This window comes from Aeromonas sobria, from assembly GCF_000820145.1.
GTDB lineage: Bacteria > Pseudomonadota > Gammaproteobacteria > Enterobacterales > Aeromonadaceae > Aeromonas > Aeromonas sobria.
The window spans coordinates 316002-340300 of sequence record NZ_CDBW01000017.1; the positions used below are offsets into that span (position 1 = coordinate 316002).

Sequence of the window (24299 nt, forward strand, 5' to 3'; positions counted from 1 at the left end):
GAAGGGCTGGAGGGCGATAATCTGTGCCGGATCAATAAATTAAGGCAATTAAGGGGCTAAAACGGCAAGGCCTCCGATATCGGAGGCCTTGTGGTAGGGCAATAACTGGCTATGCAGGCCCGCACTGATCAGGGCAGGTCCAGGGTAAAGCGGGCGCCGCCGAGGGGGGATTCATCGACCCGGATCTGGCCGCCGTAGCTGTGGACGATCTCGGTCACTACCGCCAGCCCTATGCCCTGACCGGGGGAGCTGTCGGCACGGACGCCGCGCTGGAAGATCTGCACCGATTTGGCCGGGTCTATGCCGGGGCCATCATCTTCCACTTCGATACGCAGTCGTTCAAGGTGGCGAGACACAGTCACCCGGATCTCGCTGATGGCGAACTTGCAGGCGTTGTCGAGCAGGTTGCCCATCAGCTCCATCAGGTCGCCCTGTTCACCGTGAAACAGGGCGTCGTCGTCGAATTTGAAGTGGGTTTGCAGCTTCTTGTGGCGATAGACCTTGGTCAGGCTGGCGAGCAGCTTTTCAATCAGTGGCACAGGTTCGGAGCCCTTGCTGGCAAGGCGCTGGCGGCCGGTGACGGCGCGTCTGAGCTGGTACTGGATCATCTGATCCATGGTGAGGATCTGTTCGTTGATGTTGTCGTGGATCTCCCGCCCCAACTTGATCTCCTGGGTGGTCATCTGGATCAGCGCCAGCCGGGTTTTCAGGCTGTGGGCGAGATCGTTGAGGGCGTGCTGGTAGCGCTGGGTCTGCTGGCGTTCGTTCTCCAGCAGCTGGTTGACCGAGTCGGTCAAGGGGGCCAGTTCCCGCTCAAATTCATTGGAGAGGGCATCCCGTTTGCCAGCCCGGATATCGTCGATCTGGCGGGCAATGGTACGCAGGGAGCCGAGACTCCAGAAGGTCGTGAGCAGCAGCAGTCCGGCCAGCAGCAGGTAGGCGAGCAGCGCCTGACGGGCAATCTGGTAGAGGTAGGCGCGCGATTCGGCGTGATAACGCTTGGCCGAGTCGATCATCACCACGTAGTAGGCGGTGGTACCGCTGCCGGGATTGCGGATAAAGCGCAGGCTATAGACGAAGTAGCTCTCGCCGTTCTTGATGGTGTGCTTCTTGAAGAAGTAGTCGAGATCCATCCCCCCAAGGTAGCGCATCAAGTCACCGCAGATGGTCTGTTTGGCCTTGATCACTTCCGGCATATGGAGGCTGGACCAGACCAGCTCGCCATCTGCCCGGCAGATCAGGGTATCGAGATTGCGATCGCCGGCATTGCGGGACATCCGCCCCAGCTCGACGGTGGGCCCCTTGTCGTCCGGTTCGGTGGAGGAGAACAGCTTGGCCAGGTTTTCCTGCATCCGGGCGCTGGCTTTTTGGGTCTGCTCCTCGATGTGACCAATATAGAGGGCATACACCGCAAACCCCATGCTCAGCGCGATGACCAGCAGCGAGCTGAGCAGCAGTTTGATGTGCAGTGAGCGACGGATCATCTTGATGGGGCGCGGCAGATGAGAAAGCATCAGTTACACGAGAGGTTGAAGATGTAGCCTTGACGCCGGATGGTGGAGATGGGTTGAATCGTCCCTTCCGGATCCAGCTTCTTGCGCAGGCGGCTTACCATCACCTCAATGGTGTTGGGATCACCTTCGCCATCACCGTAGAGCTGGTCGAGCAGTTGCTGCTTGGAGACCACCTGACGGGCATTGCGCATCAGGTACTCCAGAATGAGGTATTCAAAGCTGGTGAGCACCGATACTTCACCGGCGATGGTCAGCTCCTTGCGGGAGAGGTCCAGCTCGTAATCACCGGCCTTCACCTTGGGTGAAATAAAGCCGGCACTGCGACGAACCAGCGCATTAAGGCGGGCCAGCAGCTCATCTTTCTGGAACGGTTTGACCAGATAGTCATCGGCACCTGCTTCCAGCCCTTCGACCTTGTCCTGCCAGTTGCCACGGGCGGTCAGCACAATGATGGGGAAGGAGATCTGCCGTTCGCGCAGTTGACGGATCAGTTGCAGGCCATCCATGTCGGGCAGGCCAAGATCAATGATCGCTACATCAATGGGGTAGTCAGCGGCGTAGTGCAGTGCAATACCTGCCTGATCGGTGCTGTAGACCTGATTGTCGGCTTCGGTCAGCAGGGAGGAGAGGTGGTGATTGAGCAGCTTGTCGTCTTCGACCAATAAAATTTTCATGATGTGAACGGTCATAGGGGTCCGGGCTGCCAATTAGAAAGTGTAAGTCGCTGAGAGTCAATTCGAATCCTATCGCGCCACGCCTGTATCGGGACTGAATCAGGGGGGCTTCAGCGACTTATCAAGACCTGTCAGAGTCAGCCTTGGCATCTGGTTTGACTCAATGGAGAAACCCAAATACAGAGGGGGCCACGATGGCCCCCTCTGCGTCTTCCTGTTTCTCGTTAGCTGTTGCGCGGCGGCAGCATATTGGTGAGGGTGTTGTCTTTGAGAATATGGTGGTGATAGAGGGCGGCCACAGTGTGCAGGCCGATCAGGGCATAGCCGACATCGCCGAGGGTTTCGTGCACCTCCTTGATCAGCCCCTTGAGATCCGGGTTGGGGGCGAGCAGGGCAGGCAGCTCAAGCCCGAAGAAGGGAATGGGCTTGCCTGCGGCGCTCAGCAGCAGCCAGCCAAACAGCGGAGTCAGAATGATAAAGCCATAGAGGGCGAGGTGGGCCAGTTTTGCCAGCTTGTGCATCATCGGCGAGAGCTCGGGCACGATACGGGGTGTCGGGCTCATCCTGCGCACTACCAGCCTGACAAGCACCAGGGCGAAGATCAGCAGCCCCAGCATAAAGTGCCACTGCTTCATCAGGTCGCGGCCCGGGTCCCCCTTGGGGAAGATGTCGCGAAATTCGATCAGGGCGTAGACGGCGATCATCGCCACCAGGGTCAGCCAGTGCAGCCCGATACTCAGGGTGCCGTAGCGTTTTTCACTGTTCATCAGCATAGGTTTGTTCCTTCGAAGTGTTGTCACATCCGTGTGGCATCCCCGCACTCAAACGTGTCGGGGTGAGGCCAGATCCCTTGGCGGCAACAGCCGGGCTGCCACGTTTGCCATAAACCGGCAGCCTGCCGCTTGCATCAGTCAGAGAGGAGATGCCCTCTACTGTCTGCATGGTATCACTGGCAACCGGGTGGATAGTCTGATCAATGCCACACAATTTACAGGCTCATTAAGCCCCTTGTGATGTGAAGGAGGCGTGAAATAGGCGACGTGAAATAGCATCAGCTATGGTGGATGACCTTTCGGCCCGCCAAGGATCAGGCGGGCTCGATGGCCAGCACCACGCAATCCGGCTCGTTGATGCGGAAACGGACATTGCAGTCAAACAGCCGCACCCCGTACTCCTTCTCATCCGGCTTGCCCTTCTTGTAGGCGGGGCGCGGATCTTGCGCCAGCACTTCGCTCACCAACAGGCGCAGCTCGGGATGGGCCTTGAGCCAGGGTTGCAGCTGCTGCTCGGCCTCGGCACTGAAACTCACCGCCAGCGGCGGAGTGGGGGCGTCGGGGGCAAAGCCGCCGCGGGCATCCGGCAGGCTGTCGGCATAGGGGATATAGGGCTTGATATCGACGATAGGGGTGCCGTCGAGCAGGTCCACCGCCCCCAGCTCCAGCCACAGCTTGCCCCGCTCGCGGCCAACCCCGTGCAACTCGACTACCGAGAGGCCGAGGGGATTGGGGCGGAAGGTGGAGCGGGTGGCAAAGACGCCGACCCGTTCGTTGCCGCCAAGGCGCGGCGGGCGCACAGTCGGGTGCCAGCCCTGCGCCATGGTCTGGTGAAAGACGAAGCTGAGCCACAGATGGGAGAACTGCTCGATGCCACGCAGCACATCCGGCTGATCGTAAGGGGGGAGCAGCTCGAGGCGGGCACGGGCCGATTTGACCAGACCGGGCTGGCGGGGGATGGCGAACTTCTCCTTGTAGGGAGAGCGGATGATCCCGAGGGTGTCGATTTCGAACTTCATGGCGGATCCTGACTGAAAACCCCGGCAATTTAGCACAGGCGGCCCCAAAACGCAGGCTCTGACTCATTAACCCCCATTTCTGCTGCGCTGCCGTGATCCCTGTCCCATCCCTGCCAGTCGGGGGCTGTGCCGTACCGTCAAGTTGCGTAGGGTGGAGGCAACGAGAGTATCAGGATGAAATGTGCGCACGTCGCAGGATGGGAGGGAGAGGGATGAAACTGCTGATTATCGGTGGCACCGGCTTTTTGGGGCGCCACCTCACTGCGCTGGCGCTGAATTGGGGCCATCAAGTGACGCTGTTCAATCGTGGTCAGCGTCAGCACCCTGATTGGCCTGATCTGGTGCAACTCACCGGTGATCGAGACAAGGAGCTGGGGGCGTTGCAAGGAGAGGGGTTGTGCTGGGATCTGGCCATCGACACCTGCTGCTATCGCCCCGAACAGGCGGCGAGCCTCTCGGCAGCCTTGCTCGGGCGCTGTGAGCGGCTGATCTTTATCTCCACCATCAGCGTCTATCGCGATTTCTCTCTGCCCGGGATGGATGAGTCGGCGCCGCTGCACCCTATCCCCGCAGGGGAAATGCCCAGCGATTATGGCCCCCTCAAGGTGTTGTGCGAGGCGGAGTATCGCGCCCGCTGGGGCGAGCGGCTCTGCATCCTGCGCCCGGGCGTGTTGTGCGGCCCCCATGATCCCACCGGCCGCATGGCCTGGTGGGTGAAGCGGGTGCAGCAGGGTGGGCCCTGGTTGCTGCCGGGCAGTGGTGAGGATCGCTTGCAGTATCTCGATGTGCGCGACTGCGCCGAGTTTGTGCTGCGCGCCGCCGAGCAGCAGCTGGGGGGCATCTTCAACCTGCTCAAGCCCGGCATTACCCTGAGCGACTGGCTGGAGCGGCTGAGTGCCCGCTTGCCGCCAGCCAGCCCCATCCAGCTCGAGTGGCTGCCTTGGCCGACCCTGATTGCGGCCGGAATCGAGCCCTGGCAGAGCTATCCCACTTTGCTGCCTTGCGAACAGGCAGCGTTTGCCGGTTATGGCTCGGTCAGTGCCGAGGCGGCCATCGTCCACGGTTTGAACTTCCGGCCACTGGAGGAGACCGCCGTCGATCTGGCCAACTGGTTGGCCATCGAGCCTGCCGCCGGATTGGTGGTCACGGGCCTGACCATGGTGCAAGAGGCACAGTTGCGCCAGCAGCTACTGGTCGCCAGCTGCTTACCGTGACGGAGAGTGCAGTAATGAAGAGTGCAGTAACAAAACGGGCACGCGATGGCGTGCCCGTTTTGTTATGAAAAGCCGTGGGCCTGTTACTTCTCTTCGGCCACTTTCAGTGCCTGTCCGTAGCAGATCACCTGTTTCAGGCAACCTGGGGTATCGCTGAATTCGGCGCACTTGTCGATGGTGACGCCGTTGCCGCCCATGTCGGCGGCGCGGCGGCGGGCCAGAGTGCGGGCATCACCGGCGTTGGGCACCGGCTGGTTGGCATCGGCCTGGCAGGATTCACCCTCGATGGTGCCGAGGTAGAGGTAGTTGAGGTCAGCCAGCTCATCTTGTTCGTAGATGCGCACGCTACCGGGTTTGAAGTAGTCGCTGAAGTTCTCTTTATCCAGATTGCTGTTAAAGGCGTAGTTGGCACAACCGGAGGCAATCAGGGGCATCATCAGGATCAGGCGTTTCATCATCTCGTATCTTGTGTCGGCGATGAAGACAGTAGAAAGGCGCAGGCGATCCATGTCGGCATCTTGTTGAATAATGAGGGGGACATTATAGGGGCCAGCCGCCTGTGGCGACCAGCCCCGTTTTGCGCCCGAGTGTCAGGGTGTGACCCCCATCAGTCTGATATCAGGCTGATATCAGACCGGAGCCAGCCGCTGATAGAGGCTACGGTAGTAATCATCCGCCAGCAGCTCATCGTGAGGGGCGCAGAGGCGGATCTGCCCCTCTTCCATCAGGGCAATCCGGTCCATCTGCTCCATCCCCAGCAAGCGGTGGGAGATCAGCAGCAGGGTGCGATCCGCCCCCAGCTTGAACAGCAGGTCCATGATCTCCCGCTCGGTCTTGCTGTCGAGCCCTTCGGTCGGCTCATCGAGTAGCCAGAGCGGCGCATCGTGCAGCAGGGCGCGGGCAAGACCGATGCGGCGACGCTCGCCACCGGAGAGCGGCCTGCCGCCGTCTCCCAGCCAGGCGTTGAGGCCCGCCTCATCTTCCAGCAGATTGGCCAGCCCGACCTGGGTCAGTACCGCAATCAGCTGCTCATCAGTGGCGGTCGGTGCCGCCAGCTTGAGGTTGCCTCGCAGGGTATCGGCAAACAGGTGTACCCGCTGGCTCACCACTGAAATAGATGCGCGCAGTGCCCCTTCGCTGTAGTCGGTGAGTGGTTTGCCATCGAGCAGGATCTTGCCCGCTTGCGGGCTCCACTCCCGGGTCAGCAACCCCATCAGAGTCGATTTACCACAACCGGTCTGACCCAGCAGCGCCAGCTTTTGGCCCGCTTGCAGTTGCAGGGTGCAGCCGCGCAGCACCGGCTGAGTGTTGCCGGGATAGCCGAAGTAGAGGTCACTGATCTGCAGCGCACCACCGGTGGCGTGGGTCTGCTCGTCGCCCCATTCGGGGGCCTTGGCCTCTTGCAAAATTTCATTCAAACGGCGAGCCGAGGTGAGGCTGGTGGAGAGGTGCTGGAAGGCACCCGCCAGCGGCATCAGTGCCTCGAAGCTTGCCAGGGTGGCAAACACCATCAACGCGGTAATGGGATCGGGCGTAGCACCCGCCACCCCATGACCGGCCAGCCAGAGCATCAGGGTCAGGGTCCAGCCGCTCAGCAGCTGCACCGAGAAGTTGGCCAATCCGCTTACCTTGGCCATGCGGGCCTGTGCGGCGAGCAGCGCCTGTTCGGCCTGTTGCAGCTCAACCAGCGCCTTGGGGGCGGCGGCAAACATCTGCAGTTCGGCCTGACCATCCAGATAGTCCACCATGCGGGTGCGCAGGGTCGATTTTTCGGCAATCAGTGCCTGACCGGGACGACGACCGAGGAAGTAGAACACCAGCGGCAGGGCGATCATGCCAAACAGCAGAATGGCACCGAGGATCAGGGCGAGGCGGCTATCAAAAAACGACAGGAAGAAGACCAGGCCAGCACAGCTGAGCAGGGCTGCGCCGATGGGGGTGATCAGCCGCAGATAGACGTGATCCATCGCATCTATGTCGGCCACCAGTCGGTTGAGCAGATCCGCTTGGCGGAAACCGGCCAGGGTGCCGGTGGAGAGCGGCGAGAGTTTTTGCCAGAACCAGACCCTCAGTCGGGTCAGCACCCGGAAGGTGGCATCGTGGCTCACCACCCGCTCACCCCAGCGACCGGCAGTGCGGATGATGGAGAAGAAACGCACGCCGCCCGCGGGGGTCATGTAGTTAAAAGCATGGGTGCTCGCAACTGTCATCCCCGCCACGGCAGCGGCGGAGAGGAACCAGCCGGAGAGCGACAGCAGCCCCATGCCAGCGGCCAGGGTCACCAGTGCCAGCAGCAAGCCAATGGTGAGGCTGAGCCAGTGTTGGCGATAGAGGCGCAGAAATGGCAACAGATCAGTCATCGAGAGAACCTCCGGTACGTTGGGACAGCAGGTGGGCAAAAGGCCCTCCGGCCTGACTCAATTGCTGGAAGCTGCCTTGCTCCACCAGCTGGCCGCGCGCCAGCACCAGGATCTTGTCCATCTTGGTGAGCTGGTCGAGGCGGTGGGTGATCATCAGCAGGGTCTGGTTGGCGATGACCTGTTCGAGCGTGGTCATGATGGCGCGCTCGGAGTGGCGATCAAGACTGGCGGTCGGTTCGTCGAGCACCATCAGTTGGGTCGATTTGAGCAGGGTTCGCGCCAGCGCGAGGCGCTGGGCCTGACCGACCGAGAGGCCGCCCGCCTGATCGCCGACCGGATAGTCGAGCCCCTTCTCCATGGCAAATTCCCACGCCTGTGCCCGTTTCAGGGCATCTTCCAGCTCGCTGTCACTGGCCGTTGGCTTGGCCAGCAGCAGGTTGTCACGCAAGGAGGCGTGGAACAGCTGCGGGTTCTGCGAGAGCCAGCCCAATTGCAATCGCCACTGGGTCATGTCGAGGGAGGCGAGCTCCTGCCCGTTCACCTTGAGCTCGCCGCGATAGGGGGCAAAGCCAAGCAGGGCATTGACCAGCGAGCTTTTGCCTGCGCCGCTGACGCCGATGAGGGCGGTGCGCGAACCGGCCTCAAGGGTGAAGTCGATGGGGCCGACCAGTACCTTGCCCTCGGCGCTCAGCACCTCAAGCCCTTTGGCTTCTACCTTGACCGGGCTGTCGGCCTGGAACGGGGTGTTGCCTGCAGCGGGTTCGCTCACCTCGGCTTCGAGGAACTCCAGCAACTGCTCGGCGGCGCCGATGGCCTGTGCCTTGGCGTGGTAGTGGGCGCCCAGTTCCCGCAGCGGGGCGTAGAACTCGGGGGCAAGAAACAGCACGAACAGGCCGGTAAAGAGGGTGACCTTGCCGCCATAGTGGCCAAAATTGAGGTGATCGATATAAGAGAAGCCGAAGTAGACGGCGACCAGTGCCACCGAGAGGGCGGCAAAAAATTCCAGCACGGCGGTACTGAGAAATGCAAGGCGCAGCACTTCCATGGTGCGCTCGCGAAAATCTTCCGAGGCATCGCGGATCGCTTCCCCTTCTGCCTGAGTGCGCATAAAGAGCTGCAGGGTGCGCAGCCCTTTCAGGCGATCAAGAAAGTGGCCAGAGAGGCGGGCCAGCGACTGAAAGTTGCGGCGGTTGGCATCAGCTGCGCCGACCCCTACCAGGATCATGAAAAATGGGATAAGGGGTGCGGTACCGAGCAAGATCAACCCAGCCGCCCAGTTGACCGGGAATACTGCCACCAGAATCACCACCGGAATAAAGACGGCGATGGCCATCTGCGGCAGATAGCGGGAGAAGAAATCCTGCATGTTTTCTATCTGTTCCAGCAACAGGCTGGCCCAGCTACCGGCCGGGCGGCGCTGGATATAGGCGGGGCCAAGCCGGCTAAGGCGGGTGAGCACCAGCTGGCGGATGGTCTGGCGCACCGCGCTGCCCGCCTTGAAACTGGCAACTTCGCGGCCATAGGCCAGCGCTGCCTTGCCAAGGGTCACCAGCAGCAGGGTAATAAAGAGCGTGATGGATTGTTCGGGAGTTGAGCCCTCGATAATAAAGCGGTGTAGCAGGGTTGCCAGCAACCAGGCTTGTGCCACCATCAGCATGCCTTGACCCAGGCCAAAAGCGATGGAGAGACTGATCCAGCGGCGACCGTGACTCGATTGCTTGCGCAACCAGCCATAGAGACGTTTTTGCGTTTTTTTATCCATTACCACCATCCTCGCGTCGAGTGGCGCAAGACTATCCTTGCCGTTTGGCCTTGGCAACCTTGTAAATTATCTGTGCTGAAAATGTTTGCTTGAAAAAGCAACCGACTGCTCAATCCTTGTCCGAACAGATTGATTTATTGAAAAAAGTGGCAAATGCGGCATTGCGCTCGGCGGCAAAATGCATATAGTAAGAGCCCTGACGCGGGTGTAGTTCAATGGTAGAACGGTAGCTTCCCAAGCTGCATACGTGGGTTCGATTCCCATCACCCGCTCCAACAATTTCAGATGCCAGGCGGGCATCGTATAATGGCTATTACCTCAGCCTTCCAAGCTGATGATGCGGGTTCGATTCCCGCTGCCCGCTCCAGCTTCAAAACAAAAAGCCCACTCCTGCGAGTGGGCTTTTTGTTTTTCATCTTGTTCACCGTTTGACGCAACGATCACCGTATTTCTGCATTATCTCTGCATTAAGGGAAACCGCAGAGACAGAAAAGGCGCCGAGGGCGCCTTTTCAGATCAACAGCGTAGCGAGAGCTTATTCCTGCTCCAGCTCACCACAGAAACGGTAGCCTTCGCCGTGGATGGTGGCGATGATCTCCGGGGTGTCATTGACGCTTTCGAAGTGCTTGCGAATGCGACGGATGGTCACATCGACAGTACGGTCGTGGGGCTTGAGCTCACGGCCGGTCATCTTCTTAAGCAATTCAGCACGGGTCTGGATCTGGCCCGGGTTTTCGCAGAAGTGCAGCATGGCGCGGAACTCGGAGCGCGGCAGCTTGAACATGTCGCCAGTCGGGCTGACCAGTGCGCGGCTGTTGATATCCAGTGCCCAGCTGTTGAACAGGTAACGCTCAACCAGCTTCTTCTCTTCGCCACCGGCTGCCACGTTCATGGTGCGGCTCAGCAGGTTACGGGCACGGATGGTCAGCTCGCGGGGGTTGAACGGCTTGGTGATGTAATCATCAGCGCCGATCTCCAGGCCCAGAATTTTATCCACTTCGTTGTCGCGACCGGTCAGGAACATCAGAGCGATATTGTCGTTTTCACGCAGCTCACGAGCCAGCAGCAGGCCATTCTTGCCTGGCAGGTTGATGTCCATGATCACCAGATTGATGGTGTGGGAGGTGAGAGCTTGATGCATCTCATCGCCATTATTGGCTTCAAGAACCGCGTAGCCTTCTGCTTCGAAAATGCTTTTCAGGGTATTGCGTGTGACCAGTTCGTCTTCGACGATCAGAATGTGTGGTGTTTGCATGAGTATTCCCAGATTCTTATCAGTTAATTATCTTAAATTTAACACTCTTTGGCGTTTCAAACCGATTTCCTGACGGATCCTGAAAATTTATTACGTCATCCTGGGTATGCGTGTCAGGTCGGAATATCGCGAATTAGGCATTGGTACCGGCAAGTATCCCTGTGCCACTTATAGGTTCTCGACAAGTCTGGTCGAGCAGAGCCTGGAAAGGTCATCCATTACGAAAGTGGCCGCATTTTATCAGTTAACAGGAGCATAACAACACTCTTTGCTGTCAGATAGCAACTTTTTAACTCTGTTTTGATATAGGTCAAACCCTAGCATAGCGGCATCATACTTGGCCTGAACCGCATTTTCGCCCTTATAAAATGTAATGGAATGTAACATGTGATTGACATGATTTTGTGGGAAAACTACAAGAAAATCTGCTTTATCGCGCCATTTGAGACACTAGACTGGCCTGCGTTTGCCATCATCACCGCCTGGAACCCTGCCAGTCAGCGGGTCGGTGAGCGGCGCAATCGACGGCGGGAACGGGCACTGTGGCGTCTGTTGACGTTAGAATTGCAGGCGGCGGTGGCGGGTCCATTTTGGGGATCTGACCCGGACGAACGTTGGCAGGAGTCATCGCTGGCAGTGGCGCTATCCCTGCCGCAAGCCCGTCAGGTGGCAGCCCGTTTTGGCCAGAATGCCATCTACTGGGTGGAGGATGGCCAGCTCTGGCTGGTGCCGGTATTGACCGATAAATCAGCAGTTTGTCTGGGCAATATTGAATCCTTCTGGATTGCCAGAAACCTTGCCTGATGAAAGAATGAACACCTTCATGTATCTGAAAGGAATCTAATCATGCTGGATCTCTTGCCCGACCTCTGTGATCAGCACGGCGACCTGCTGCAAGTGGCTGACCCGGTGTTTCAGGATTTTGGCGGCAAGGCCATCTTCTATGGCCGCGCCGTGACTCTCTCCTGTTACGAAGATAACAGTCTGGTGCGGGAACTGGTGACCCGGCCCGGTCAAGGCAAGGTGATGGTGATCGACGGTGGTGGCTCGCTGCGCCGTGCACTGCTTGGCGATCAACTGGCCATTAAAGCGGTGGAGCAGGGATGGGAGGGGATCCTGATCCACGGCGCGGCGCGTGATGTGGGCACCTTGGCAACCCTGGCGCTCGGGGTCAAGGCGCTGGCGGCTTGTCCGGTGAAGACCGAGAAGCGGGGGCTGGGTGAGTTAGGGGCCGTGGTCAGCTTTGCCGGGGTGACCATCCACGAAGGGGATTACGTCTATGCGGATCGCAACGGCGTGGTGGTGAGCGCCACACCGCTGCTGTGATCATCAGAAGTTGAAACCGACCCCGAGGCTCAACGCTTGATCTGCGGTGAAGGCACTGACGCCATAGTTGGCAGTGAGGGAGAGCCTTGGGGTCAGCAGCAGGCTGGAGTTGAGCTCCAGCAGGGTGCTGCCCTGAGTAAGGTCGAGATGCTTGATCTGGCTGCCGATATTGAGCTCGGGTGATAGCTGGTAACGTACCCCTGAGCTCATATTGAAACCCGATTGGCGATTTTGATCCGCCACCGCTGGCCCCGCTTCCATAAAGAGGGTCACATCATCCACCACCGGATATTGATAGCCGCTATTGACCAGCCAGAGATCAAAACTGTCGCTGTGATGGCTATGGCCGTTGAGCAGCACCCCTGAGTAACTTTTGACATAAAGAGACGGGTTGGATTGTGGCTGAACCACTGCCCAGTCGGCGGCCTGTACGGCCATGCTGGCGCAGGATGCAAGCAATGTGATGATGAGCGATTTGACCATTCGTTTCCCCTCCCTGGGTCCGGAACTGAGCTTAAGCATGGCACATGCCAGTTGGGAGTAAAGTGAAGCTTGATCACAATTAAATCCTTTGGCATGGTCGCTGACCATGATAAACAGGCTGCCGTATTGATGGCTCCATTTATTAAGAGGTGAATCCATGAACAAGAAACTGACTCTGCTGGCCGCGCTAGCTCTGGGAGGCTGCGCAATGGCAACAGGTTCCAGCATGGCTCAACTGCAAGCATCCAGCTGGCAGCTGCAAGGCGCCACCGGCGATACCTTTACCCTGCAAGTTGCCGATGGCAACGTGGCGGGCAAGGGCGGCTGCAACCGCTATTTTGGCGGTATCACCCAGCAGGGGGACGGTGTCTTGACGCTGGGCGCCATGGGGGCAACCCGCATGATGTGCATCGGTGATGATATGAACAAAGAGATGGAGTACCTGCAAAAGCTGGAGAAGGTGGCTACCTATTCCATCAACGGTAACCAGCTGACCCTGAGCGATGCCAACAAGGCTGCCCTGCTCACCTTCAACGCCATGCCTGCCACCAAATAACGGCATACCGTATTTGATGACCTTAACTGGTCATACGTTCAGAGCCACCCGTCGGGTGGCTCTGTTTTTATGGCCAGATTTTCGCTCTGCCCGGATGGACTAGCTGTGTAAACCCATTAGCTTGCTCAGGTTGTCGCCACCGTCTCATCGGGTGAGGTGATGGTGGTGGGCAGTTTATCGATCCGCACCGCCGCGACCTTGAACTCGGGGATCTTGGCGTGGGGATCGGTGGCATTGATGGTGAGTCGGTTGGCCGGGGCTTCGGCAAAGTGGAACGGGATGAACACCACGCCCGGCTGCATCCGTTTGGTGACGAAGGCGGGCAGTTCGATATGGCCGCGGCGGCTGGTGACCTTCACCCGCTCACTGTTGCTGATACCCATTCGCTCGGCGTCCACCACGCTCATCATCACCCGTGGCCCAGCCAGTTTGTCGAGCCCCTTGGTCTTGCGGGTCATGGTGCCGGTGTGGAACTGCTCCAGCAGGCGGCCGGTGGTGAGCACGATGGGATAGGTCTCGTCGGGCAGTTCGGCGGCATAGCGGAACGGGGTGGCGACCATCTCTCCCTTGCCACGGGTGAACTGCTTGCCGTGGAGCAGGCGAGTGCCTTCGGGGGTCCCGTCGTTGCAGGGCCACTGCAACCCTGCCGGCCCCACCTTGTCCCACTGGATGCCGGCGTATTGCGGGGTGACCCGGCAGATCTCGGCGGTGATCTCCTGCGGGTGTTGATAGCGCCAGTCGCCGCCCATGGCGTTGGCGATCTGCTGGATGATCCACCAATCCTCCCGCGCCTCACCGGGCGCCTTGAGGGCAGGGGAGATGCGCTGCACCCGTCGCTCGGTGTTGGTGAAGTGGCCGCTCTTCTCGGCAAAGGAGCAGGAGGGGAGCACCACATCGGCCAGTTGGGCTGTTTCGGAGAGGAAGATATCCTGCACCACCAGAAACTCCAGCTGCTTGAGCCCCTCGATAACGTGGTGCTGATCCGGATCGCTCAGCACCGGGTTTTCACCCATCACATAGAGTCCCTTGATGCTGCCCGCACAGGCGGCATCTATGGTCTCGGTGAGGGTGAGGCCAGGCGTGTGCGGCAAGTCTGGTTGCTGCCAGGCGGCTGCGAAGCGGGCATGCACCTCGGGGTTGGCCACCTTCTGATAGCCGGGCAGGCAGTTGGGCAGTGCCCCCATGTCGCAGGCACCCTGCACGTTGGACTGGCCCCGCAGCGGGTTGATGCCGCCCCCTTCGATGCCGATGTTGCCGCACAGCAGTTGCAGGTTGGCGATGGCCCGCACGTTGTCGTGGCCGGTGGTGTGCTGGGTGATCCCCATCGAGTAGTAGATGGCGGTGCGTTCGGCGGTGCCGATGAGGCGGGCGAGCTCGATCACCTGCTCGGCCGGCACGCCGGTGACGAGGGCCACCTTGTCCGGCGCATAGGCGGGGGAGAGCACTTCGGCTTGCAGCGCCTCGAACCCTTCCACCCGTGCGGCGATATAAGCCTTGTCGTGCCAGTTGTTCTGGATGATCTGCTGCATCAGGCCGTTGAGCAGCATCACGTCGGTGCCGGGGCGATGGGCCAGATAGAGGCTGGCGTGGTCGGCCATTTCGATCCGCTTCGGGTCGGCCACTACCAGCCGCGCCTTGCCCATGGTGACGGCCCGCTTGATATGGGATCCGATGATGGGGTGGGCTGCCGAGGTGTCGGAGCCGATGATGAAGATGAGATCCGAGTGGTCGATGCTCGGGATGTCGTTGGTCATGGCGCCGCTGCCGAGCGATGCCTCCAGCCCGGTGACGGTGGAGGCGTGGCAGAGCCGCGCGCAGTGATCCACGTTGTTGGTGCCCAGCTCCCGGCGCATGAACTTCTGGAACAGGTAGTTCTCTTCGTTGGTGGTCTTGGCCGACGAGAAACCCGCCAGCGCATCGCTGCCATAGTGCTGGCGCAGGGCGGTGAAGCGCTCGGCGACTAGGGCAATGGCCTCCTGCCAGCTGGCGGGCACCAGCTCGCCATCTATGCGGATAAGCGGGGTAGTGAGGCGCTCCTCGCTCTGGATAAAGTCAAAGCCGAAGCGTCCCTTGACGCAGAGCTGCCCCTGATTGACCGGTGAGTTGCGGTTCCCCTCCACATAGCGGATGCGGTTGCGCGCCTCATCGACATAGAGGGTGACGCCGCAGCCGACCCCGCAGTAGGTACAGATGGTATTGACCGGCGTGAGCAGCTCGGTGCGCCCCTGCGACTTGTCGCGGGCATCCACCAGGGCGCCGGTGGGGCAGACCTGTACACAGGCGCCGCACTGCACGCAATGGGAGTCGCCCATCGCCAGCCCGGCATCGAACTGCGGCCGGTTCGAGAGGGAGCCATCGCTGCTCTTGGCAAAGCGCAGTACCCCTTGTACCGCCTGCTGGCCGCAGGTCTGTACGCACTGGCCACAGCCGATGCAGCGGTTGGCATCGAACACGATAAATTCGCTGCTGTTATCCACGGCAAACTTCTGGCACTGGCGGGTATCGAGGGTGCTCTGCTCGACCTTGTATTCGGTGGCGTAGTCGCGCAGTGCACAATCGGTGTTGGCCTGACAGCCGCACTCGAGGCAGCGGCTGGCCTCGCTGCGGGCATCGTTGTCACTCAAACCGCGCTCCACCTCGGCAAAGCTGCCCTCGCGATCCTTATCTGCCAGATGGGGCATGATGGTGCGGGCGACTTGCTTGAGGTGGGCAAACTGGGCGGGATCGACCTGCTTGAGTTTGGGGGCCTTGCAGGCGTTGAAGGGGCGAACCGGATCAACCATGTCACCGTGGAGGAACTGATCGATGGCCAGCGCCGCCTTGCGACCATCGGCGACCGCCTCGATGGCGGTGGCGGGTCCACGGCGCAGATCGCCGATGGCGAACAGGTTGCCGTGGCCGCTGTGCATGGTCTCGGGATGGGACTCTAAAGTTTGCCAGCGGGTGAAGGGGAGGGTGAGGGGCTCCCCTTCCATAAAGCTGAGATCCGGCTGCTGCGACACAGCCGCAATCACGGTATCGAACTCTTCGATGAGGAATTCGCCGGTGGGCTCCGGGCGGCGGCGACCGGAGGCGTCCGGCTCGCCGAGGGCCATCTTCTCGAGGCGCACCTGACAGACGCGACCACGGCTATCCGGCAGATTCTCTACCGGATTGGTCAGCATCATGAAGCGCACCCCTTCCTGCTCCGCCTCGTCGATCTCGTACGCTTCGGCGGGCATCTCGGCGCGGGTGCGGCGATAGATCAGGGTGGTTTCTGCCCCCAGCCTCACCGCCGTGCGGGCGCAGTCGATGGCGGTGTTGCCGCCGCCGATCACCGCAACTCTTTTGCCGGTGGTGAGCCGCTTGGTGAGCATCTGATCCTTGAGGTAATCAACCCCGAGATAACAGCCGCCCAGGGTGCTGCCAGGGTAATCCATCGATACGGCCTTGGAGGCGCCGACCGCCAGACAGACCGCATCATAGTCGCGGCACAGCGCCGAGAGGGAGAGCTGGTGGCCCAGTCGCTGCTTGGTGTGGATCCGCATGCCACTCTGGCACATCAGGTCGATCTCCTGATCGAGGATCGCCTTGGGCAGCCGGTACTCGGGGATGCCGTAGCGCAGCCAGCCACCCGCCTCGGGCATCGCCTCAAACAGGTCGACCTCGAACCCCTCGTAACCCAGATAGTAACCACAAGTGAGGCCGCCCGGGCCGCTGCCGATGATGGCAACCCGCTTGCCCTTGGCGGGCTTCTTTGCTGGTTGATAGGGGGCCGCTTCTGCCAGGTCCAGATCTGCTGCGTGGCGCTTGAGGTGGCGAATGGCCAGCGGCTCATCCACCAGCGCGCGGCGGCACTCCGCCTCACAAAAAGCGGGGCAGACCCGGCCGATGGAGAGGGGCATCGGCAGGGTTTGCTTGATGACTGCCATCGCCGCTTCGTGCTCCCCCATGGCGATGTGGTGCAGATAGGATTGAATGTCCACCCCGGCCGGGCAGGCGCGCTGGCAGGGAGCCTCGCAATCGGCGTAGTGATCCGAGAGGATGCGGCCGAGCGCCTGCTGGCGGTGGGTGCTCAGGGCATCGCTGTGGCTGGTGATCACCATCCCTGCCTCGGGGCGGGTCTCGCAGGCGCGGCGGATGCCGAGTCCGGCAATCTCGACCACGCAGAGATCGCACGGTGTCTTGGGGGCGCTGGTGTTGTCACCGCACAGGGAGGGAATGTCGATCTGGTGCTGTTTGGCGATATGGAGCAGGGTCTGGGTCGGGTCAACCGTCAACTGAGCCCCATCGAGAGTAATGGTGATCATGGCGTCATAAACTCGCATTCAAGGCGCAGAAAATGCTGCATCTGGCGGAGCCAGCAGGGGAGGCGACAGGGACGTCGCGTGCTATGCACTCACCATAACAAATATTATTTACAACTTTATTTGATTTTGGACAGGTTATTGCGCTAAACAAGAAAACGATTTCAGGGTGGTGATTAGGACCGAAGTTAGATGGACAAATGAGAGGTTTCGTTGTTTTTCGTTACCAGATAAGCCGTTTATTACTGTGCATGTCAGATTTGAGCTGGTTGTAACAGGGGCCAGAGTTCCATAAGGAGCAGGTTGTGTTGAGCCTGTATTTTCAACTTTTTTTGAAGATGGTAGATGGTGCAACCGCATCAGGCGATGCTGCATGACCGGCGGTCGTGACCGGATCCAATGACTGGAGTCAGTGGTCGGAAATATCACAGCAAGAGATAACCGCGTTTGGGCGTGAACAACTGCCGCTCAATAACAAGCAACCACCTCTTGCAAGGTGGCTGTGCTATCGGGGGGATATCAGGGCTTTAACCGCCAGTGCCAATGGGCTTTTAATCGCTCACCGGGTGGCTTTTCGGCTCAGTGCGAGATCAGCGTCGGTAATCTGGCTTGCCAAATCTGGTGCCAGTCTTGCAGCTCATTGCGTGGCATCGGGCGGGCACTGAAAAATCCCTGGCAGACATCGCAGCCCAGTTTGGCCAGTAACTGCCAGGTCTGTACATCTTCAACCCCTTCGGCGACCGATTTGAGCCCCAGCTTGCGAGCCAGTTCGATACTGGACTCGATAATGGCCAGGCGTGAAGGATCGGCATAGCAGCGATCGACAAACGAGCGATCCAGTTTCAGCTCGGTAAAGGGCAGCAGTGTCAGCTGTTGCATCGAGGAGTAGCCGGTACCGAAGTCGTCGATAGAGAGGCCAAAGCCGTGCATCCGCAGTCGGGTGAGCGCTTCCAGTGCCTTGCCAAGATCCTGCACGAACGAGCTTTCGGTCACTTCCAGGGTGATCAGCTCAGGGTTGACACCCCAGCGCTGGCACTGGTTGATCAGGCTGTGGCAGAGATCTCCCTCGATCAGCGAGGTGCTTGACAGGTTCATCGACAGATTGAGGGAGAGGCCGGTCTGTTCCCACAGGTGACAATCTTGCAACGACTTGTTGATGATGACCTCGGTCAGCTGATCGATAAGACCGTTATTTTCGGCCAGGGGAATAAACACGTTGGGTGAAATAAGGCCATGTTGCGGATGCTGCCAGCGGGCCAGCGCCTCCATCCCTACCCATTGGCCGGACGCAAAGGCGACCTTGGGTTGGTACCAGGGCAACAGCTGGTCATTGTCGAGGCCGCGCTGCAACTCGTCCACCGTGAGGGTGGGGCCATCCTCCTTGCCAGCAGGGGCGGAGGCCGGTGACCAGGCACGGATCAATTGTTGCAACTGTTGTGAGCTCGACGGCTTGTCGATGCGGCCCAGTACATGAAGGCCATAGGCGGTGCTCATGCGCAGCACTGCATCGACCACATCATCTTCCAGCGCACTGGATAGGATGATTCCGCCTTGAAAGCCCCCCAGCGAGAGGCGGCGCAGTAGCGCCATGCCATCCATGCCGGGCATCCGCAGGTCGCACAGCACAATGTCGATGCTGTGATTCTGGCACTGGGTCAGCGCCTCGATGCCGTCCCCCGCCTCCAGCAGGTGTTGATAACCGAGCCCACGGATCTGGTGCATCAGGGTCTTGCGCTGAAACGCATGGTCTTCCACGACCATGATGACCAGCTCATTTGCCGCGTTATTCATGGAGCCACAATCCCATTTTATGTTCAACGTCGTTCATCAATTCGCTTACCCCTTGCCCCAAATGTTCAAGCTCATTGAGTTGTTTCAGACGCGCCGCAGATTCAAGCTTAGCCGCCTGTGCTGCCAACAGTACTTCACCAACCATTCTGGCTGCCCCCTTGATACGGTGGGCGACCTCCACTAATTCTTCACTATCACCAGCGGCGATCGCTTCCTCCATATCTTTGCAATCTTTGCGATTAGAGGCGATGTACTCACTGGCCATGCTTTTGGCGGTCTCGAGATCGCCAAACAGCCCTTGCCAGCGTTCGCCTAATGTGGAGACGGTGTCCGGCTCTGACAAGCTGGTTGCAACTGCAGGTGCCGCAGGCAACCAGCGGGTTAACATCTGGCGCAGCGACTCCAGCGAGTAGGGTTTGAACAGCATGCCATTCATGCCCGCGGCCTCCATACGAGCAGATGCTTCTTCCGAGGTGTCGGCGGTGACCCCGATGATCGGGGCCTCTACCCCTTCTGCCCGCAAGGTTTGGGTCAGAGTGTAACCATCCAGCTTTGGCATATGGCAGTCGGTGAGCAGTAGCGCGAAGTGCTCATTTTTCCAGGCATGCAACGCTTTTTCGCCATCTTCCACCACGTGGCAATCTACCCCCAAAATAGCCAGCTGGCGGGTCAGCAGCGCACGATTGACCAGATGATCGTCTGCTACCAGCACTCGGCCCCCCAGTTTTTCGATGCTGGCTATCCCGTGGGTGACTGCTCGCTCGGTCGTCAATTCGCGACAGCTCTCGAGCAAGAGGTCAGGATAGAGGGGGGAGTGGCCCAGACGCCACCAGTGTTCGGAGCCCATGCGTGCCCGCAGCGCTTCACGAGGCGAGACCACTACCCCTTTGAGTGAACTGTTTAGCAACAAGGTGTGCCAGCCACTCCCCAGCGCCGTTTCAAGGGCGCACTCTTCAGCCAGTAGCAAACCGCTCAGATCTTCTGTAAGCAGCTGTGCATCCAGTGGCATTAATGTGGCCCCCAGCCGTGCCATGGTGGCCTGCAAGCCAGGGTCATCACCGACAAACCACCATTCGCTGCCCGCGAGGGCCAGGGGTTCCCACAGACCATTCACCAATGGGATCGTGAAACTGAAACAGGAGCCTTCACCGGCCTGACTGCTGACCGCTAGTGTACCGCCCATTTTTTTAACTAACTGTTCACAGATGGTCAGACCGAGACCGGTACCGCCAAAGCGGCGGGTGATATCGGACTCCACCTGTTCAAACGGGGTGAAGAGCAGCCCGAGTTTCTCTGTGGCGATACCGATCCCGGTATCAGCGACGGCGATCACCAACTGCTGTTCATCGTAACGGGCCCGGATAGTAACAGAGCCTCGCTCGGTGAATTTCACCGCATTATTGAGCAGGTTGGAGATAACCTGGCCGACTCTGATCGGGTCGATATCTGCCAGATCAGGCAGGGCATCATCCCAGTGGATCGCCACGTTCAACCCTTTGCCATAGGCCAAAGTGGCATGGCCACGGATCACATCACAGATGACCGATTGCAACCGGCATGATTGGGTGTTGAGGTTGAGCTGACCGGCTTCAATTTTGGAAAAATCGAGGATGTCGTTGACCAGATAAAGCAGGTTATTGGCCGAGCTCTCCACATTGCGCAGCAGATAGCGCTGGTCATCATTGAGCTCGCTCATGCGCAGTAGCTCCAGCATGCCGTGCATGCCCGAGATGGGGGTTCTCAGCTCATGGCTCATGGTGGCCAAAAAGCGGCTACGGGCCTGCATCGCATGCTCGGCATAGGCGCGGGCTTTACGCAGTTCGTGCTCTTGCTGCTTAAGGATGGTGATATCTTGCACCACCCCGTTCAGCAACAGATCGCCACACTTTTGTTGTACAAAGTTGCCACGAATCTGTAAATCGCGTTCACCTTGCAGGGTGGGCACTTTGACTTCCAGCTCCAGTGGCGCAAGGGTACGGGCATGGGTGGCCACCTCCTCGGCAAATACTGCCAGAATCTCCTCGTCCAGACCGAAGATGGCACCACCGGACTCTGATTCAAGCAAGGTCTGTTGGGGAATGCCCAGCATGCCACTCACCCCTTGTGACAAGTATAAAAAGCGCCCCTTGCCAACGCCTTGCCACAGATATTGATAGACCACCCCTGGCATGCTGTCGGTGATATCCCGCAGCCGGGCTTCCACTTCACGGACTTTGTCTTCGGCCGCAGTCAGGGCGCTGATATCGGTTAATACCGTTAATATCCCCTGAACCGTGCCATCGGATGCGCGGTAAGGCTGTTTGATATAGACAACATTAAGGGGATCTTTGTCTGGTCGCCGTGTTTGACCTGTGCCTTCAAACATCTCTCCGGTGTCCCAAACCCGCTGCTCGTCGCGCAGCATCTGCTCCCGCTCGGGAGGGGTCATGTGGCCCCAGCCATCGCCAGCGGGATCAGTACCGATAAACAGCGATCGATAGGCTTTGTTACACAGGGTTAGCTGGTGTTGTCGATCCCGCAAGGCCACCATGTTGGGCAGGGAATCGAGCAAAGTCTGCACAAACAACAATTGCTGGTTGAGTTTTTCCTCTGCCTGCTGCCGTTGCACGATTTCGCGTTGTAGAGTGCGAGTCCACGCCCAGAACAGGGCAAACAGCAGGGTCGCCGCCGCACCAACCATGACAAACCAGAGCAGCACGGTTTCGGTATTGATCCCGGTTTGCACGCTCATCGACAGCCAGCGTTGCTCCAGTTTTTTGATCTCTTCAGGTGGTATCGAATAGAGCACCTTGGTCAGGATTTGCTGCAGCATGGGGTCTGGTCGAGTCGCCATGGCCAGCGGGAGGCGCAAATCCTTCCCGGTGTAGACGACCTCGTAGCGCTCACTCATCCGTTGATCAATTGATGGCAGGGGCAGCATCACATAATCTGCATCGCCGTTATCCAGCAGTTCCAGCAACCGGCCGTCACTGTGTACTTCGACGACATGTGCTCCAACTGTCATCAACAGTGCTTTGTCTACCGACCCCAGCACCATGCCTATTCGCTTGCCCTGTAACGACGAAATAGTGGATAAATTGGTGCTGCCTTTGGGGCCAATGACTACCCGATCGACAAACAGATATCCGGGGGTAAACAGCGCAAAATGATTGCGTTCGCGAGTTGGGGCTATCGCAGGAATAAAATCAATCTGTTGTAACTTCAGCAGATTTTGGGTTTCACTCCAGTTATTAGTGCGTACCAGAGAGAACTCCAGTCCGGAATATTGATGCATCAACGCCATCAAGTCGGCCACAAATCCGACCATCTGCCCCCAATAATTGAACTCGCTCATTGATGTCCAGTGAGGGGAGACACCGTAGGTGAGGATTGGATGTTGACTGAGCCACTGCCGCTCGTCGGCACTCAGTTGAATCGATGCGCTCTCTCCGGCGCCTGTCCCCTGGTTCGCGGTGGTCGCCTCCAGTATCTGACGGCGATCTTCAGCGGGTATCTCGTTAAATGCCTTGCTGACCAGGCTAACCAGGGCAGCATTTTGCTGATTCATATTGATAGCAAGTGACGTGGAGGCAACCCAGGCTGGCATGGTTATGGTAAATCCGGTGTTGGGGTGTTGCTCTTGCAGCATCAACAACGACGGTATATCAGCCATATAGGCATCAGCCAGCCGCTGCTTGATCATAAAGGCCGCCTCACTATCGCTGTCCGCCTCGACCACCCGCTTCATGCCCAATTTTTTCAATTCATTGCATGAGCTGACGCCGGCGACACAGACCCAGCGCAAGGTGTGGGCATCTTGCTGAGACAGCACAGTTTTGCCATTAGCTAGCAGCACACCCCTTGGCGTAGCGAGTAAAAAGGGGATGGAAACAAGATTGTCCCGCCATTGTTCACCGGGCTGATAGTTGATCAGCATGTGAACGTTACTGTGCTGCAGGCCTATCAAGGCCTTGGCGTAGGAGGAATAGTTCTTGTAGCGCAGGGTCAAACCAAGCTTTCTGGCGATCTGCTGCGCCATTTCGGGGACCGGACCGGAAAACCGCTGTTCTGCATCTTTATAGCTGTAGGGAGGATCCCCCATCATCGGCATACCGATGATCAGCTCTTTGTTAGAAGAGAGCCAAGCGCGTTCAGCAAAATCCAGTTCATCTTCATTCAAAGATGTATTGGCGTGCGCCCCCATGCAGCAGAGTAGTAGCAGGATAAAGGAGAATAGGCGCTGACATTGACGGAGCATAAAGGGGTCCTACCGAAATTAGGCACATAGTTTAAGTGGTTTCAAAGAGGGCCTTCAATGCGAATCTGGCATGAAACTGAATGTTTCCTGAACCAGGGAATGACTTCCACCTTCTGAGTGCATCAATCCATTGTGAATATCATTGATGTTGTTTATTGGATTTCTGAATAGAAACGGGATTGATCCAATATGCCAGATTTTCGGGGCCGCCCTTCTTGTCATTTGGCCCGCAGTAATTGAACAGTTACAAGTGGGGAGCATTTGGTTTTAATCTCGGGTAAGGCTCGCCCCTGTTAGCCAAATTGTACTCTTTGGCCAGCTGCTCGTCCGGCTTGGCCGTTGGCAGCACCACTGATGTTACGAAGGGGTTAAAATGACACCCATAGGCCTCTTGCGGGAAATCAACGACTCCCTCGGACTTTTACGGACAACAAAAAAACCGCAAAGCCTTACGCTATGCGGGTTTCTGTACTTCTTTCGTTCCTTGAGGAACTTAATTTTGGGCTGGGGATTCTTAATTTGAATTATAGGGTTATGATTTTATTTATTTTTCATTTTAATGCGTGAATGGTGGTGGTACACGATGTAAAAGGCTATGTCCCAATTACGTGTTGCATGGGGTGCCCCAGCGCCTCATGCAAACACGCTTTGATATTCACTCCCTTCCCGTAACGCTCCAGCATCCTGCGCCAACCCAGATAATTCCTCAGGTAATGAGTTGCTACTCCATGGAAACGCTCCATCCACTCCTTCAACCTATGGTGATACCCGTTTACATGTTGAATGTGGTATGCCCCCATGACCCGTTCACCTTGACGATTGCGCACCACCTTATGAGTCACTCCCTGCACTTTACTGAAACTGGCATACACCCCCGCGCCATCGCTACACAACACTGCATCCGGCGAGACAAGGGGCTTCAAGACCGCGATAACTGTTTCGGCATTCATCTTTTCCAACTGAAAATCTGCATGATGGCCAGCACGGTCCTGCACCACCATCACCGGGATGTAATCCGGCCCGGTTCCCCGGGTTCGGCCTTTCCCTCC

General features: G+C 58.5%; 17 protein-coding genes and 2 tRNA genes. 6 read left to right on the forward strand and 13 right to left on the reverse strand.

The window, feature by feature from the left end; all coding sequences use genetic code 11:
* Window positions 1–128: 128 nt before the first annotated feature.
* The 4 genes from BN1135_RS10055 to tsaA all read right to left on the reverse strand — a co-directional run bounded on the left by BN1135_RS10055 (window position 129) and on the right by tsaA (window position 3980).
* Window positions 129–1514 carry an ATP-binding protein gene (locus BN1135_RS10055; RefSeq protein WP_042020739.1) on the reverse strand — a complete coding sequence of 462 codons (1386 nt, stop codon included), beginning with the start codon at window positions 1512–1514 and terminating at the stop codon, window positions 129–131.
* A complete protein-coding gene (locus tag BN1135_RS10060) occupies window positions 1514–2188 on the reverse strand; it encodes a response regulator transcription factor (RefSeq protein ID WP_042020784.1) in 675 nt (224 codons plus the stop codon). Before BN1135_RS10060 ends, BN1135_RS10055 begins: the two co-directional genes overlap by 1 nt.
* Before the next feature lie 224 nt (window positions 2189–2412).
* A complete protein-coding gene (locus BN1135_RS10065) occupies window positions 2413–2961 on the reverse strand; it encodes a cytochrome b (protein ID WP_042020740.1) in 549 nt (182 codons plus the stop codon).
* A 314-nt stretch (window positions 2962–3275) separates the two neighbouring features.
* A complete protein-coding gene (tsaA, locus tag BN1135_RS10070) occupies window positions 3276–3980 on the reverse strand; it encodes a tRNA (N6-threonylcarbamoyladenosine(37)-N6)-methyltransferase TrmO (RefSeq protein WP_042020742.1) in 705 nt (234 codons plus the stop codon).
* A gap of 212 nt (window positions 3981–4192) precedes the next feature.
* On the opposite strand from tsaA, the gene BN1135_RS10075 reads away from it, so the two are divergent.
* Complete coding sequence (locus BN1135_RS10075) at window positions 4193–5194, forward strand: NAD-dependent epimerase/dehydratase family protein (RefSeq protein WP_042020744.1); 1002 nt, start codon at window positions 4193–4195, stop codon at window positions 5192–5194.
* A gap of 83 nt (window positions 5195–5277) precedes the next feature.
* On the opposite strand, the gene rcsF is transcribed toward BN1135_RS10075, so the two are convergent.
* The 3 genes from rcsF to cydD all read right to left on the reverse strand — a co-directional run bounded on the left by rcsF (window position 5278) and on the right by cydD (window position 9316).
* On the reverse strand, window positions 5278–5649 hold the full coding sequence (gene rcsF, locus BN1135_RS10080) for an Rcs stress response system protein RcsF (RefSeq protein WP_042020786.1): 372 nt from the start codon (window positions 5647–5649) through the stop codon (window positions 5278–5280).
* Window positions 5650–5823: 174 nt separating this feature from the next.
* Window positions 5824–7554: a heme ABC transporter ATP-binding protein/permease CydC gene (cydC, locus tag BN1135_RS10085; RefSeq protein WP_042020746.1), complete on the reverse strand. Its 1731-nt coding sequence runs from the start codon at window positions 7552–7554 to the stop codon at window positions 5824–5826.
* Window positions 7547–9316, reverse strand: coding sequence for a heme ABC transporter permease/ATP-binding protein CydD (gene cydD, locus BN1135_RS10090; protein WP_042020748.1), 1770 nt, complete (start codon window positions 9314–9316; stop codon window positions 7547–7549). Before cydD ends, cydC begins: the two co-directional genes overlap by 8 nt.
* Window positions 9317–9517: 201 nt before the next feature.
* On the opposite strand from cydD, the gene BN1135_RS10095 reads away from it, so the two are divergent.
* Together BN1135_RS10095 and BN1135_RS10100 are read left to right on the forward strand one after the other, a co-directional pair.
* A tRNA-Gly gene (locus BN1135_RS10095) sits at window positions 9518–9591 on the forward strand.
* A 17-nt stretch (window positions 9592–9608) separates the two neighbouring features.
* A tRNA-Gly gene (locus BN1135_RS10100) sits at window positions 9609–9683 on the forward strand.
* 168 nt (window positions 9684–9851) lie between these two features.
* Here BN1135_RS10100 and arcA read toward each other — a convergent pair.
* Window positions 9852–10571, reverse strand: a complete 720-nt coding sequence (gene arcA, locus BN1135_RS10105; RefSeq protein WP_042020749.1) for a two-component system response regulator ArcA — start codon at window positions 10569–10571, stop codon at window positions 9852–9854.
* A 396-nt stretch (window positions 10572–10967) separates the two neighbouring features.
* Here arcA and BN1135_RS10110 point away from each other — a divergent pair, with 396 nt between their 5' ends.
* Window positions 10968–11375 (forward strand): DUF3293 domain-containing protein, encoded by a 408-nt coding sequence (locus BN1135_RS10110; RefSeq protein WP_082186770.1) that lies wholly within the window; start codon window positions 10968–10970, stop codon window positions 11373–11375.
* A gap of 42 nt (window positions 11376–11417) precedes the next feature.
* Window positions 11418–11897 (forward strand): putative 4-hydroxy-4-methyl-2-oxoglutarate aldolase, encoded by a 480-nt coding sequence (locus BN1135_RS10115; RefSeq protein ID WP_042020751.1) that lies wholly within the window; start codon window positions 11418–11420, stop codon window positions 11895–11897.
* Between the two features lie 3 nt (window positions 11898–11900).
* Here the strand turns inward: BN1135_RS10115 and BN1135_RS10120 are convergent, their stop codons facing one another.
* Window positions 11901–12380 (reverse strand): hypothetical protein, encoded by a 480-nt coding sequence (locus tag BN1135_RS10120; RefSeq protein ID WP_042020753.1) that lies wholly within the window; start codon window positions 12378–12380, stop codon window positions 11901–11903.
* A 157-nt stretch (window positions 12381–12537) separates the two neighbouring features.
* Here BN1135_RS10120 and BN1135_RS10125 point away from each other — a divergent pair, with 157 nt between their 5' ends.
* Entirely contained in the window at window positions 12538–12936 is a 399-nt protein-coding gene (locus tag BN1135_RS10125) for an META domain-containing protein (protein ID WP_042020754.1), read from the forward strand.
* 125 nt (window positions 12937–13061) lie between these two features.
* Here BN1135_RS10125 and fdhF read toward each other — a convergent pair whose 3' ends face one another.
* From fdhF to BN1135_RS10145, 4 genes are all read right to left on the reverse strand, one after another.
* Window positions 13062–17225, reverse strand: a complete 4164-nt coding sequence (fdhF, locus tag BN1135_RS10130) for a formate dehydrogenase subunit alpha (protein WP_042020756.1) — start codon at window positions 17223–17225, stop codon at window positions 13062–13064.
* 576 nt (window positions 17226–17801) lie between these two features.
* Window positions 17802–19013 carry an EAL domain-containing response regulator gene (locus tag BN1135_RS10135; protein ID WP_042020758.1) on the reverse strand — a complete coding sequence of 404 codons (1212 nt, stop codon included), beginning with the start codon at window positions 19011–19013 and terminating at the stop codon, window positions 17802–17804.
* Complete coding sequence (locus BN1135_RS10140) at window positions 19006–23250, reverse strand: ATP-binding protein (RefSeq protein WP_042020760.1); 4245 nt, start codon at window positions 23248–23250, stop codon at window positions 19006–19008. Before BN1135_RS10140 ends, BN1135_RS10135 begins: the two co-directional genes overlap by 8 nt.
* Before the next feature lie 593 nt (window positions 23251–23843).
* The coding region (locus BN1135_RS10145) for an IS1595 family transposase (protein WP_189987086.1) at window positions 23844–24299 on the reverse strand (456 nt) is incomplete at its 5' end.

Bases quoted from the DNA above. Each gene is read 5' to 3' on its own strand.
- BN1135_RS10055 (WP_042020739.1), bottom strand. From the start codon at position 1,514: ATGCTTTCTCATCTGCCGCGCCCCATCAAGATGATCCGTCGCTCACTG.
- BN1135_RS10060 (WP_042020784.1), bottom strand. From the start codon at position 2,188: ATGAAAATTTTATTGGTCGAAGACGACAAGCTGCTCAATCACCACCTC.
- BN1135_RS10065 (WP_042020740.1), bottom strand. From the start codon at position 2,961: ATGCTGATGAACAGTGAAAAACGCTACGGCACCCTGAGTATCGGGCTG.
- tsaA (WP_042020742.1), bottom strand. From the start codon at position 3,980: ATGAAGTTCGAAATCGACACCCTCGGGATCATCCGCTCTCCCTACAAG.
- BN1135_RS10075 (WP_042020744.1), top strand. From the start codon at position 4,193: ATGAAACTGCTGATTATCGGTGGCACCGGCTTTTTGGGGCGCCACCTC.
- rcsF (WP_042020786.1), bottom strand. From the start codon at position 5,649: ATGAAACGCCTGATCCTGATGATGCCCCTGATTGCCTCCGGTTGTGCC.
- cydC (WP_042020746.1), bottom strand. From the start codon at position 7,554: ATGACTGATCTGTTGCCATTTCTGCGCCTCTATCGCCAACACTGGCTC.
- cydD (WP_042020748.1), bottom strand. From the start codon at position 9,316: ATGGATAAAAAAACGCAAAAACGTCTCTATGGCTGGTTGCGCAAGCAA.
- arcA (WP_042020749.1), bottom strand. From the start codon at position 10,571: ATGCAAACACCACACATTCTGATCGTCGAAGACGAACTGGTCACACGC.
- BN1135_RS10110 (WP_082186770.1), top strand. From the start codon at position 10,968: ATGATTTTGTGGGAAAACTACAAGAAAATCTGCTTTATCGCGCCATTT.
- BN1135_RS10115 (WP_042020751.1), top strand. From the start codon at position 11,418: ATGCTGGATCTCTTGCCCGACCTCTGTGATCAGCACGGCGACCTGCTG.
- BN1135_RS10120 (WP_042020753.1), bottom strand. From the start codon at position 12,380: ATGGTCAAATCGCTCATCATCACATTGCTTGCATCCTGCGCCAGCATG.
- BN1135_RS10125 (WP_042020754.1), top strand. From the start codon at position 12,538: ATGAACAAGAAACTGACTCTGCTGGCCGCGCTAGCTCTGGGAGGCTGC.
- fdhF (WP_042020756.1), bottom strand. From the start codon at position 17,225: ATGATCACCATTACTCTCGATGGGGCTCAGTTGACGGTTGACCCGACC.
- BN1135_RS10135 (WP_042020758.1), bottom strand. From the start codon at position 19,013: ATGAATAACGCGGCAAATGAGCTGGTCATCATGGTCGTGGAAGACCAT.
- BN1135_RS10140 (WP_042020760.1), bottom strand. From the start codon at position 23,250: ATGCTCCGTCAATGTCAGCGCCTATTCTCCTTTATCCTGCTACTACTC.